Here is an 11238-nt window from a genome sequence, read left to right as displayed (position 1 = left end):
CGACGACGAAATTGTTGTTGGTGTAGACGCAGATGTCGGACGCGATCTGCATCGCCTTGCGGGCGTTGCCCTTCATGATCGTCTGGCCAAGGCTGACCTGGCCATCGCCGGCGATCACGACCTTGTTGCCCTTGCGCACGCTGACGATGGTCGTGGCGTGCATGGTGAGTTCATTCGACATTTTAGCTCCGATTCGCGCTATCCCTCTAGAAAGGCGATTGGCGCGGTACGAGTAAGTTTTATCGGCCATATGTATGCATGAGGCCAACGATTGCAAACCGGTCCTGGCCTGGGTCGACAGCGACCGGAATGGCAACTGGCAATCGCCGGATCATGCTGATAGAAGGCTCTCGTTTTCAAGCCCCGGGCCCTCCGAACGGGCAACAAGGACAGAGCGATGACGCGTTCCGCCGAAGTCAGCCGCAAGACCAAGGAAACCGAGATTTCGGTCTCCCTCCATGTCGACGGCAAGGGAAAGTCCGACATTTCGACCGGCGTCGGCTTCTTCGATCATATGCTCGACCAGCTGTCGCGGCATTCGCTGATCGACATGACGATCAAGGCCAAGGGCGACCTGCATATCGACGACCACCACACGGTCGAGGACACCGGCATCGCGATCGGCCAGGCGCTGAGCAAGGCGCTGGGCGAACGGCGCGGCATCATGCGCTATGCCTCGATCGACCTTGCCATGGATGAGACGCTGACCAGGGCCGCGATAGACGTCTCCGGCCGGCCCTTCCTGGTCTGGAACGTCGCCTTCTCGGCGCCGAAGATCGGTACGTTCGACACCGAGCTGGTGCGCGAGTTCTTCCAGGCGCTGGCGCAGAATGCCGGCATCACGCTGCATGTGAACAATCATTACGGCGCCAACAACCATCATATCGCCGAAACCTGCTTCAAGGCGGTGGCGCGGGCGCTGCGCGCGGCGCTGGAGCCCGATCCGCGCCAGCCCGACGCGGTGCCTTCCACCAAGGGATCCCTGAAAGGATAACCCTATGGCGATCTATGTCGTGATGGAGCCGCCGGTCGGCGGCAACAGGGCCGGGGACGCAATTTTCGTGCGCGACAGCTTCACCTGGCTGGGTTTTCTGGTCGCGCCGCTCTGGCTCGCCTGGCACCGGCTGTGGATCGAGGCGGCCTTGACCTTCATCGTCATGGCGCTCCTGTCGGTGGCCGGCGAGAGGCTCGGGCTCGAAGGGGCCGGATCGCTGCTGTCGCTGCTGGTCTCGCTCTATGTCGGGTTCGAAGGCCAGGGCCTGCGCATCGCTTCGCTGCGCCGGCGCGGCTGGCGCGAATGGGGCGTGGTCGAGGCCGGCAATCTCGGCGATGCCGAGACGCGCTACGCGCTGGAGACCGGCGACGATGGCGAGGAGGAACCCGCCATGCCGCGCATCGTGCCGGATGCGTCGCAGGCCCGTCCGCCGCAGACCGGCATGGCGCTGGGCTTGACCCACACGCCTGGAAGGCCCTGACATGCGGGTAGCCATCATCGACTACGGCTCGGGCAATCTGCGCTCGGCCACCAAGTCCTTCGAGCGCGCCGCGCATGAGGCGGGCCTTGCCGCGACGATCGATCTGACGGCCGACGCCGAGCGGGTGCGTTCCGCCGACCGCATCGTGCTGCCGGGCGTCGGCGCCTATGCCGATTGCGCCGCCGGACTTCGTGCCGTTGCCGGCATGTGGGAGGCGGTGGAAGAGGCGGCCCTTCGCAAGGGACGGCCGTTCCTCGGCATCTGCGTCGGCATGCAGCTAATGTCGGAACGCGGGTTGGAGAAAACCGTCACCAAGGGCCTCGGCTGGATCGCCGGCGACGTCAAGGAGATCACGCCCTCCGACCCGGCGCTGAAGATCCCGCAGATCGGCTGGAACACGATCGAGCTTGCCCGCCCGCATCCGCTGTTTTCCGGCATCGAGACCGGCCCGAAGGGGCTGCACGCCTATTTCGTCCATTCCTATCATCTTGAGGCGAAGAACCCGGCCGAGGTTCTGGCGACAGCGGACTATGGCGGGCCGGTCACGGCCGCGGTTGCCCGCGACAACCTCGCCGGCACGCAGTTCCATCCCGAAAAGAGCCAGGCGCTCGGCCTGGCTTTGATCACCAACTTCCTGAAATGGAGGCCCTAACATGAGCAAGAAGGGCTATTGGATCGCGCTGATCGACGTGCGCGACCCGGAAATCTATAAAAAATACATCGAAGCCAACGCCAGGGCGTTCGCCAAATATGGGGCGAAGTTCATCGTTCGGGCGGGCCGCTATGAAAACCCCGAAGCGCCGACGGGAAATCGCCACGTGGTGGTGGAGTTCGATTCCTACGACACGGCGGTAGCCTGCTACCAATCGCCGGAGTATCAGGAGGCCTCGAAGTTCCGGCTCGCCGCTTCGACCGGCCATTTCGTCATCGTCGAGGGCCCCTGACCCATGATCCTGTTTCCGGCGATAGACCTCAAGGACGGCCAATGCGTGCGCCTGAAGCACGGCGACATGGCCACCGCTACCATCTATAACGACGATCCGGCTGCCCAGGCCAAGGCCTTCGAGGATCAGGGCTTCGAGTGGCTGCATGTCGTCGATTTGAACGGCGCCTTCAAGGGCCAGAGCGTCAATTCGGCGGCGGTCGGCGCCATCCTGAAGGCGACGAAGAACCCGGTGCAGCTCGGCGGCGGCATCCGCACCTTGCCGCAGATCGAGGACTGGCTGGATCGCGGCCTCGCCCGCGTCATCCTGGGCACGATCGCGGTGCGCGAGCCGGAGCTGGTCAAGCAAGCCTGCAAGGCGTTCCCGGGCAAGGTCGCCGTCGGCATCGACGCCAAGGGCGGCAAGGTGGCGGTGGAAGGCTGGGCCGAGGCCTCCGAGCTCGGCGTGATCGAGCTGGCCAGGAAATTCGAGGGCGCGGGCGTCGCCGCCATCATCTACACCGACATCGACCGCGACGGCGTGCTTTCCGGCATCAACTGGGATTCGACGATCAGCCTCGCCGAGGCGGTGTCCATCCCGGTGATCGCGTCCGGCGGCCTCGGCTCGATCGCCGACATCGTGCGCATGACCATGCCCGATGCGCAAAAACTCGAAGGCGCGATCTCCGGCCGCGCCCTATATGACGGACGTATCGACCCGGCCGAGGCGCTGGCGATCCTGCGCGGCGAGCGGGCGGAGGCAGAATAGTGAACATTTCCATCATCCTGGCATCCTATGACAGCGGTCATTTCCACGGCGGCTGCGGCCAGGGCCCTGACGCGCTGATTTCGGGCGGACTGGCCGAGGCGCTGAAGCTCGCCGGCCACGACGTCGAGGTGCATGACATCGGCAAGGTGGTCGAGGACGAAGAAGAGCGCGAGATCGGCACCGGATTCGCCGTCTGCAACGCCGTTTCGGGCGAGGTCCGCATCGCGATGGACAAGAAGCGGTTTCCGATCGTGCTGGCCGGCAACTGCCTGACCGCCGCCGGCGCCGTGGCCGGCGCCGGCGCGGACGCCATCATCTGGGCCGACCAGCATGGCGACCTCAACACGCCGGAAACCAGCACGACGGGCTTTCTCGACGGCATGGCGCTGGCCACCACGCTCGGCCTGTGCTGGCGAGCGATGGCGGCGCAGATACCGGGCTTCAAGCCGGTCGATCCGTCGCGTTGCGTCCTGGTCAATGCGCGCGACCTCGACGCCGCCGAAAAGGACCTGCTGGAGACGCTGCCGATCATCCGGACCGAATGCCCGGACTGGAAGGCTGCTGCGCAGCGGCTGAAGGCCGACGGCGCGAACCAGGTGCATATGCATGTCGATCTCGACGTGCACGACCCGGATAAGCTGCAGGCCAACCGCTACACCACGCCCGGCGGTCCGGCGCCGGAGCAGGTGCGCAGCGCGATGTGCGGCCTCGCCGGGCCGCTTTCGATTGCTGGGCTCACCATCTCGGCCTACGATCCGGCCTTCGACCCCAAGGGCGACGTGCCGCCGCTGGTCGGCGAGCTGGTGGTCGACCTGCTCTCGACCCTGGAAGGCAAGTGATGCTCAAGGCCCGCGTCATTCCGTGCCTCGACGTCAAGAACGGCCGCGTCGTCAAGGGCGTCAATTTCGTCGACCTCATCGATGCCGGCGATCCGGTCGAGGCCGCCAAGGCATATGACGCCGCCGGCGCCGACGAGCTCTGCTTCCTCGACATCACCGCATCGTCCGACAACCGCGAGACGATCTTCGACGTGGTCGCCAGGACGGCCGAGCAATGTTTCATGCCGCTCACCGTCGGCGGCGGCGTGCGCCAGGTGGCCGACATCCGCAAGCTGCTGCTCGCCGGCGCCGACAAGGTGTCGATCAACACGGCGGCGGTGAAGAACCCTGATTTCGTGGCGGAAGCCGCCGACAAGTTCGGCAACCAGTGCATCGTCGTGGCGATCGACGCCAAGAAGGTGTCGGCGCAAGGCGAGGCCGACCGCTGGGAAATCTTCACCCATGGCGGGCGCGAGAAGACCGGCATCGACGCCGTCGACTTCGCCAGAAAGATGGTCGAGCGCGGCGCCGGCGAGATCCTTTTGACCTCGATGGACCGCGACGGCACCAAGGCAGGCTATGACATTGCGCTGACACGCGCGATCGCCGACGCCGTGCGCGCGCCGGTGATCGCTTCCGGCGGCGTCGGAACGCTCGATCATCTGGTCGAAGGCATCCGCGACGGCCATGCGGGCGCCGTGCTTGCCGCCTCGATCTTCCATTTCGGCACCTACACGATCGCCGAGGCCAAGGCGCACATGGCCAATGCCGGCCTGCCTATGCGGCTGGACTCGGCTACCTGTGGGGCATAAATGACTGTTATGGCAGACTTTTCGCTCGCCGACCTGGAAATGATCATCCACCAACGCGCCCATTCCGGCGACGCGGACTCGTGGACGGCGAAACTGTTCGCCAAGGGCATCGACAAGGCGGCGCAGAAGCTCGGCGAGGAGGCTGTGGAAACGGTGATCGCCGCCATCCGCGGCGACAAGCAGGCGCTCGTTTCGGAAAGTGCCGATCTTCTGTATCATTGGCTGGTCGTCCTGGGCATAGCGGGCATTCCGCTTGACGACGTGCTGAAGGAGCTCGAAGGCCGCACCGGCCGCTCGGGCATCGCCGAGAAGGCGTCCCGCCCCCGGGGTTGACGGCCCGGGGCTGACGGCGAGGAGGGCAGGAAACCCGATGGACCAACTTGCTCCGACCGAGAAATATTCCCCCTATCGCTTCTTCTCCGCCGAGCAATGGTCGCAGTTCCGCGCCGACACGCCGCTGACGCTCACCGAGGACGAGATCGACCGGCTGCGCTCGCTCAACGACCCGGTCGACCTCGAAGAGGTCAAGCGCATCTACCTCTCGCTTTCGCGGCTGCTTTCGGCGCATGTCGAGGCGAGCCAGCTGCTGTTTCGGCAACGCCAGGCCTTCTTCAAGGCGCAGGACGTCGTCAAGACACCCTTCATCATCGGCATCGCGGGCTCGGTCGCGGTCGGCAAGTCGACCACGGCGCGCGTGCTGAAGGAGCTTCTGGCGCGCTGGCCGTCGAGCCCGAAGGTCGACCTCATCACCACCGACGGCTTCCTCTTGCCCAACGAGATCCTGCGCCGCGAGAACCTCATGGAGCGCAAGGGCTTCCCCGAGAGCTACGACGTCGGCGCGCTGCTCAGGTTCCTGTCCGGCATCAAGTCGGCGCAAAGCAGCGTCATCGCGCCGGTCTACTCGCACCTGACCTATGACGTCATTCCGGGCGAGTTCGTCACCATCGACCGTCCCGACATATTGATCTTCGAGGGCATCAACGTCCTGCAGCCGGGCAAGCTGCCGAAGGACGGCAAGATCGTGCCGTTCCTGTCCGACTTCTTCGATTTCGCCATCTATATCGACGCCGACGAGAAGCTGATCCATCAATGGTACATCCAGCGTTTCATGCGGCTGCGCGAAACCGCCTTCCGCAATCCGGACTCGTTCTTCCACCGCTATTCGCAGCTGTCGCAGGATGCCGCGCGCGCTATCGCCGAGGGGCTCTGGGCCAACATCAACCTGAAGAACCTGCGCGAGAACATCCTGCCGACCAGGGCAAGGGCCGACCTCATCCTGCGCAAGGGCGCCAACCACCTCATCGAGGAAGTGGCGTTAAGGAAATTGTGACCCCCTTAACGACGCCTTAGGCAATCCCAACTAGCGTTGCCAGCCAAACTCTAAAGCGCGCCGCGCTGAAACGGTGCAGACGACGCGCTTCAGATCTTTGCTTTCATGCATGTCGTTTTCCCAAAACCGCTACGCGCTTTGGGCGACATGCACTGGCGGGTGTCGGGAGGCAACCGGTGATCAATGCGGGCAATGCCGCGGGCCTTAAGACCCCGGTCTATTCACTGGTCATTCCGATCTTCAACGAGGAGGCGGTGCTGCCGCTGCTTGTCCGGCGGATCACCGCCTTGCTCGACAAGCTCGACGCCAGCGGCGAGGCGATCTTCGTCGACGATGGCAGCCGGGACACAAGCGTCATCTTCCTGCGCGGCATGGCCGCCTCGGATCCACGCTTCCGGCTGATCGAACTGTCGCGCAATTTCGGCCACCAGATCGCGATCACCGCCGGCATGGACGCGGCTGCCGGCGATGCCGTGGTCGTCATGGATGCGGACTTGCAGGACCCGCCCGAAGTGGTGCTCGACCTCGTCGCCAAATGGAAGGAAGGCTACGAGATCGTCTATGCCCGCCGCACCAAACGCGAGGGGGAAACGCTGTTCAAGCGCGCGAGCGCCAGCCTCTTCTACCGCGCCCTCGAGCAGATGACCTCGGTGACCATCCCGCGCGACGTCGGCGATTTCCGGCTCGTGGGAAGGAAGGCCCTGGACACGTTCAAGCAGATGCCCGAGCGCGACCGCTTCGTGCGCGGCATGTTCGGCTGGATGGGTTTCAAGCAGACGGCGGTGTCGTTCGAACGACCCGAGCGGGCGGCCGGCGAAACCAAATATCCGTTCTGGAAGATGGTGCGGCTGGCGGTGCATGGCGTCATCAGCTTTTCCGACAAGCCTTTGCGGCTGGCGCTGTGGGCGGGTCTCGCCATTTCCGGCTTTGCCGCCCTGCTTGGCGTCTACGCCCTGTTCTCCTGGCTGTTTGCCAGCGGCGTCGTCCATGGCTGGACTTCGACGGTCGTGATCATCTCCTTCCTGTCGGGCATCAACCTGTTCATGACCGGCATTATCGGCCTCTATGTCGGCGGCATCCACGCCGAAGTGAAGCGCCGCCCGCTCTATGTCATCGACCGCCTGACCGGCTTTGAGGAAGCCGTGAACATGGCCGCCGAAAACCGCAACCGGTCGGGGGCCTCACCGTCGACGCTCGACAGAAGGTTCGGCTGATGGCGGCGCTCTTCGACCAATACCGGTCCACCTACAACAGGACCGTCGACGATTCGATCAGCTTCTCCGGACTGAAGCACGATTTCTTCCTCGAGGCCAAAGTCGAACCGCTGGCCCGGCTTATCGCCGAGCGCGGCCTTGCCGCGCATCCGGCCGGCGTCCGGGCGCTCGACGTCGGTTGCGGGGTCGGCGCGCTGCATCCCTATGTGAGGCCGCTCTTCTCGAACCTGGACGGCTGCGACATATCGGCGGAATCGGTGGCCCGGGCGCGTGAGGAAAACCCCTGGGTCGCCTACAAGGACTATCGCGGTCCGGCCTTGCCCTACCCTGACGGCGCCTTCGATCTGGCCTTCGCCGTTTGCGTCGCCCACCATGTGCCGCCGGAGCAATGGGCCGGCTTCTTCGCCGAAATGCGGCGTGTCGTGCGCCCCGGCGGTGCCGTCTGCGTGATCGAGCACAATCCTTTCAACCCGTTGACCCGGCTGGCCGTGCTTCGTTGCCCCTTCGACGAGGACGCCGTGCTGATCAGCAGGCACAAAGCCGGCCGATTGCTGACGGCCGCCGGGCTCCGCGAAATCGAAGGAAGGCATTTCCTGCTGCTGCCCTTCGCCAACGCGATGGCACGCAGGGCCGAAGGCTGGTTCTCGCGCCTGCCGCTCGGAGCGCAGTATGTCTGCAGCGGCCGTGTCTGACCTGCTGGCAAGCCGTCGACTGCTCCGGTTTCTGGCGACCGGCATTGGCGCGACGCTGCTCTATGCCCTGCTTGCGGCCGCGTTCTCAGCGGCCACGCCGATGAAGCCGGCCCTGGGCTCGGTGCTCGCTTACGCGCTCGCCGCAATCTTCTCCTATGCCGGGCACAAGTACTTCACATTCGTTTCCAGCGGGGCGCACCGTTTCGAGGCGCCGCGCTTCGCGGTGCTCACGCTGATCGGCCTGGCGACGTCCTTCGCGCTGCCTGCGGCGCTGTCGGACGGGCTCGGCCTGCCGGCGCAGATTCCCATCGCGCTGACCTGCCTGCTCGTTCCGCTCGTCAATTTTGTGGTGCTTCGCCACTGGGTTTTCGGAAAGGCTCTCGCCGAGCCGGGGAGTGCCGCCGAATGAATGCGTTGCAGGACCGCCTCGCGCCGGGATCGACCCTCGGGGCGCTGTCGCAGAGCCGCCAGTGGACAATGTGCCTGCTCGCGGCAGTCCTCGTCGCGGCCGTCCCCTGGCAGACCCGGTGGGGTGTCGTACCCGACACCAGCTGGATCATCACGATGTGCGAGCGGATCCTTGGTGGAGACCGCCTCTATGTCGATCTCATCGAGACCAATCCGCCTTTCACGGCATGGCTGTTCATGCCGCCGGTGGCGCTGGCGCACGCGCTCAACCTGGCGCCGGAAATCGTGGTCTATGTCTATGTCTACGCGATCTGCCTGCTGGGGCTGGGCTTTGCGGCGCTGATTGCGAAGCGCGCGGGCTTTGCCGAGAACCGCACGCTGTTTTCGATGCTGCCCCTGTTCCTGGCGCTGCTCGTCATCCTGCCCGGCAATGCCTTCACCCAGCGCGAGCATCTGGGGGTTGCGCTGCTCCTGCCCTTGCTCGTGCTGACGGCCTGGCGCGCGGAGCCGCCGCAAGCCCGCATGCCCGGCCGTTGGACGGCGATGCTGGCCGGGCTTTGCGCCGGCGTACTGGTGCTGGTGAAGCCCTATTACGCGCTGGTCGTCATCGCTCCGGCGCTTTACGCGGCCTGGCGCCGTCGGTCGATATGGCCGTTGCTGGCGATCGAATACTGGGTGATCGGCCTGGTCTGCGTCGCCTATGCCGCTGCCGTGATGCTTCTTTATCCGGAATTCCTCAGCGTCATCTACCCGACGCTGGCCGACACCTACATGCGGATGGGAAACATGCCGGGGCTGCTGATCGCCTATGGGCCGGTCTATCTTATCGCGCTCCTGATGTTGCATTTCCTTCGGCCGGGCTTGCCGCTGTCGCCGCTGGTCAGCGTGTTCACGCTGGCCTCCCTCGCGGCAACGGTGGCTTTGATCTACCAGGCCAAGGGCTGGCCTTATCACGCATTTCCGGCCTTCAGCCTGGTGTTGGCGGCGCTGCTTTTGAGAACGGCGCAAATCGATCCTTCATCACCGGGCAAAACAATGGAGCTGGGCCGGAAGCTGCTGCTTGCCGCCATCGTAGCGGCGGCCGCCATCCCGTTCATGAAAACGCAGAAACCGAACGCCGAGCTTGTCGCCAGGCTTGAAGCCGCGGCGCATCAGCCGACGGTCGCGCTGGTCGGCTCCGATATCGCGGCGGGCCATCCGCTCACCCGCCTCCTCGGCGGAACATGGATTTCGCGCTATTGCAGCGACTGGCTGAGCGAATCGGCGCTGTATCTTTCGGCAGTCGCGACCCGGGACGGCAACAAAGAGGCGGCCTACCACTATCGTGAGATCGCCGACCGCTACATCGACGGCAAGCTTGCCGAGCTCGAGACGAAACGACCGATGATGCTCATCATTCAGAAAAACGACAGTGTCTTGGCCGAGGAGCTGTCGCGCCATCAGGACTATGTCCGTTTCACGCAGGACTACCGGCCGATCGCCGAGGACGAGACCGTGCGGGTGCTGCTTCGCGACGCTCGCGTCAGCCAGGCGCCGTCACCCGCCGCAACGTCAGATTGATGCGGCCGCCATTCTTCAAGAGGGCCGACGTCGCGGAATAGATGCGGTCGACGCCGTGGAAGGCGAGGCGTCCTTCGCCGCCCAGCACGACGACGTCGCCGCTCTTCAGCCTGAATGACTTCGTGCCGCCCTCCCGCGTGCTCTGGCCGACCCGGAACAGGCAGTCGTCGCCCAGCGAGACCGACACCACGGGCGCGGCGAAATCCTGCTCGTCGCGATCCTGATGCAAGCCCATCTTGGCATCCGCCGAATAGAAGTTGACCAGGCATGCCTCGGGCGGATGCGGATAGGCCGAGACCTCGCGCCACAATTGCAGCAAAGCCTCGGGGATAGGCGGCCAGGGTTCGCCCGTCACCGGATGCATGGGCTGGTAGCGATAGCCGCGATCCTTGTCGGTCACCCAGCCAAGCGCGCCGCAATTGGTCATGCGCACGCTCATCTCCTTGCCGGTGCGCGGCATCGCCGGCACGTAGAGGGGCGCCGCCTGCACGACGCGCCTGATCTCCTCGACCAGCGCCTCCTGGGCGGGGCGCGCGAGGTAGCCCGGCATATGGCGGACGCCTTTCGGCAAAACGAGCATGGTCGATCCCGGTTGGCTTATCGATGCAGTCGACTGGCCCAAGCATGCCACCGGCAAAAGAAAACGGCGACCCGAAAGCCGCCGTTTGCCTCAACCCCTGCGATGTGCCGGCGTCAGGCCTGGTCGATATCCGGTATGCGCAGCACCTGGCCGGGATAGATCTTGTCGGGATGCGTCAGCATCGGCTTGTTGGCCTCGAAGATGATGTTGTTCTTCGCGCCCTTCCCCTTGCCATAAGATTTTTCGGCGATCTTCCAGAGATTGTCGCCCTTCTGGACGGTGTAGAGCGTCGGTTCCTTGGCCGGCGCCGCCGTGCCGGCCTCAGGCGCGACCTTCAGCTCGTCCGCCTGCACCTTGGACACGCCGAGCGTGTTGCCCACCGCGATCACCGCCTTCTCGAAGACCGACTGATCCTTGACCGTGCCCTTCAAAACCGCGGTGTCGCCTTGAATGGCAACCTGGACGCCGTCCGTGCCCAGCTTGTGCGAATCGAGCTCCTTCTTCAACGTATCCGCGTTTGGCGATGCCTCGTCGTCGCCGCCGATGCCGAGCTTCTTGCCGACGCCTTTGACGAAATCGAAAATACCCATGGCTGGTCTCCTCGCTGTTGCAGCAATCTGAGCTTGCCATCTGCAACCCAGAATTGGAAGCAGCCGAT

Annotated in this window: 15 protein-coding genes and 1 pseudogene; 13 read left to right on the top strand and 3 right to left on the bottom strand. The window is 64.7% G+C overall.

The window, feature by feature from the left end; all coding sequences use genetic code 11:
- Positions 1–181, bottom strand: a pseudogene (locus FJ471_RS02675) (hypothetical protein); the annotation flags it as partial.
- Positions 182–397: 216 nt separating this feature from the next.
- Between FJ471_RS02675 and hisB the strand changes: the two are divergent.
- From hisB to FJ471_RS02610, 13 genes are all read left to right on the top strand, one after another.
- The gene (hisB, locus tag FJ471_RS02670) at positions 398–994 is read left to right on the top strand and encodes an imidazoleglycerol-phosphate dehydratase HisB (RefSeq protein WP_140801615.1); all 597 of its coding nucleotides are present in this window, start codon (positions 398–400) and stop codon (positions 992–994) included.
- Positions 995–998: 4 nt separating this feature from the next.
- Positions 999–1475 (top strand): DUF2628 domain-containing protein, encoded by a 477-nt coding sequence (locus tag FJ471_RS02665; protein ID WP_140801614.1) that lies wholly within the window; start codon positions 999–1001, stop codon positions 1473–1475.
- 1 nt (position 1476) lies between these two features.
- Entirely contained in the window at positions 1477–2127 is a 651-nt protein-coding gene (gene hisH, locus FJ471_RS02660) for an imidazole glycerol phosphate synthase subunit HisH (RefSeq protein WP_140801613.1), read from the top strand.
- 1 nt (position 2128) lies between these two features.
- On the top strand, positions 2129–2419 hold the full coding sequence (locus tag FJ471_RS02655; RefSeq protein WP_140801612.1) for a DUF1330 domain-containing protein: 291 nt from the start codon (positions 2129–2131) through the stop codon (positions 2417–2419).
- Positions 2420–2422: 3 nt separating this feature from the next.
- Complete coding sequence (hisA, locus tag FJ471_RS02650) at positions 2423–3166, top strand: 1-(5-phosphoribosyl)-5-[(5-phosphoribosylamino)methylideneamino]imidazole-4-carboxamide isomerase (RefSeq protein ID WP_140801611.1); 744 nt, start codon at positions 2423–2425, stop codon at positions 3164–3166.
- Positions 3166–4005, top strand: coding sequence for an arginase family protein (locus FJ471_RS02645; protein WP_140801610.1), 840 nt, complete (start codon positions 3166–3168; stop codon positions 4003–4005). Before hisA ends, FJ471_RS02645 begins: the two co-directional genes overlap by 1 nt.
- Positions 4002–4796, top strand: a complete 795-nt coding sequence (hisF, locus tag FJ471_RS02640; RefSeq protein ID WP_181179114.1) for an imidazole glycerol phosphate synthase subunit HisF — start codon at positions 4002–4004, stop codon at positions 4794–4796. The genes FJ471_RS02645 and hisF overlap by 4 nt, the downstream gene beginning before the upstream one ends.
- 9 nt (positions 4797–4805) lie before the next feature.
- Positions 4806–5129, top strand: a complete 324-nt coding sequence (locus tag FJ471_RS02635) for a phosphoribosyl-ATP diphosphatase (protein ID WP_140801625.1) — start codon at positions 4806–4808, stop codon at positions 5127–5129.
- Between the two features lie 37 nt (positions 5130–5166).
- Complete coding sequence (coaA, locus tag FJ471_RS02630; RefSeq protein WP_140801608.1) at positions 5167–6126, top strand: type I pantothenate kinase; 960 nt, start codon at positions 5167–5169, stop codon at positions 6124–6126.
- Positions 6127–6302: 176 nt separating this feature from the next.
- On the top strand, positions 6303–7340 hold the full coding sequence (locus FJ471_RS02625) for a glycosyltransferase family 2 protein (RefSeq protein WP_246684574.1): 1038 nt from the start codon (positions 6303–6305) through the stop codon (positions 7338–7340).
- Complete coding sequence (locus tag FJ471_RS02620; protein WP_140801607.1) at positions 7340–8032, top strand: class I SAM-dependent methyltransferase; 693 nt, start codon at positions 7340–7342, stop codon at positions 8030–8032. The genes FJ471_RS02625 and FJ471_RS02620 overlap by 1 nt, the downstream gene beginning before the upstream one ends.
- The gene (locus FJ471_RS02615; RefSeq protein WP_140801606.1) at positions 8010–8441 is read left to right on the top strand and encodes a GtrA family protein; all 432 of its coding nucleotides are present in this window, start codon (positions 8010–8012) and stop codon (positions 8439–8441) included. The genes FJ471_RS02620 and FJ471_RS02615 overlap by 23 nt, the downstream gene beginning before the upstream one ends.
- Complete coding sequence (locus tag FJ471_RS02610; RefSeq protein ID WP_140801605.1) at positions 8438–10000, top strand: hypothetical protein; 1563 nt, start codon at positions 8438–8440, stop codon at positions 9998–10000. The genes FJ471_RS02615 and FJ471_RS02610 overlap by 4 nt, the downstream gene beginning before the upstream one ends.
- Here the strand turns inward: FJ471_RS02610 and FJ471_RS02605 are convergent.
- Together FJ471_RS02605 and lysM are read right to left on the bottom strand one after the other, a co-directional pair.
- Entirely contained in the window at positions 9963–10580 is a 618-nt protein-coding gene (locus FJ471_RS02605; protein ID WP_140801604.1) for an alpha-ketoglutarate-dependent dioxygenase AlkB, read from the bottom strand. The two genes, FJ471_RS02610 and FJ471_RS02605, sit on opposite strands and share 38 nt — an antisense overlap.
- 113 nt (positions 10581–10693) lie before the next feature.
- On the bottom strand, positions 10694–11170 hold the full coding sequence (gene lysM, locus FJ471_RS02600; RefSeq protein ID WP_140801603.1) for a peptidoglycan-binding protein LysM: 477 nt from the start codon (positions 11168–11170) through the stop codon (positions 10694–10696).
- Positions 11171–11238: the final 68 nt, after the last annotated feature.

Origin of the sequence: Mesorhizobium sp. B2-7-1, from assembly GCF_006440735.1 — a bacterium.
Classification (GTDB): domain Bacteria; phylum Pseudomonadota; class Alphaproteobacteria; order Rhizobiales; family Rhizobiaceae; genus Mesorhizobium.
This window is presented reverse-complemented; position numbering and strand designations above follow the sequence as displayed.

Coding starts and splice junctions, on each gene's coding strand:
- hisB (WP_140801615.1), top strand. CDS start 398: ATGACGCGTTCCGCCGAAGTCAGCCGCAAGACCAAGGAAACCGAGATT.
- FJ471_RS02665 (WP_140801614.1), top strand. CDS start 999: ATGGCGATCTATGTCGTGATGGAGCCGCCGGTCGGCGGCAACAGGGCC.
- hisH (WP_140801613.1), top strand. CDS start 1,477: ATGCGGGTAGCCATCATCGACTACGGCTCGGGCAATCTGCGCTCGGCC.
- FJ471_RS02655 (WP_140801612.1), top strand. CDS start 2,129: ATGAGCAAGAAGGGCTATTGGATCGCGCTGATCGACGTGCGCGACCCG.
- hisA (WP_140801611.1), top strand. CDS start 2,423: ATGATCCTGTTTCCGGCGATAGACCTCAAGGACGGCCAATGCGTGCGC.
- FJ471_RS02635 (WP_140801625.1), top strand. CDS start 4,806: ATGGCAGACTTTTCGCTCGCCGACCTGGAAATGATCATCCACCAACGC.
- coaA (WP_140801608.1), top strand. CDS start 5,167: ATGGACCAACTTGCTCCGACCGAGAAATATTCCCCCTATCGCTTCTTC.
- FJ471_RS02620 (WP_140801607.1), top strand. CDS start 7,340: ATGGCGGCGCTCTTCGACCAATACCGGTCCACCTACAACAGGACCGTC.
- FJ471_RS02615 (WP_140801606.1), top strand. CDS start 8,010: ATGTCTGCAGCGGCCGTGTCTGACCTGCTGGCAAGCCGTCGACTGCTC.
- FJ471_RS02610 (WP_140801605.1), top strand. CDS start 8,438: ATGAATGCGTTGCAGGACCGCCTCGCGCCGGGATCGACCCTCGGGGCG.
- FJ471_RS02605 (WP_140801604.1), bottom strand. CDS start 10,580: ATGCTCGTTTTGCCGAAAGGCGTCCGCCATATGCCGGGCTACCTCGCG.
- lysM (WP_140801603.1), bottom strand. CDS start 11,170: ATGGGTATTTTCGATTTCGTCAAAGGCGTCGGCAAGAAGCTCGGCATC.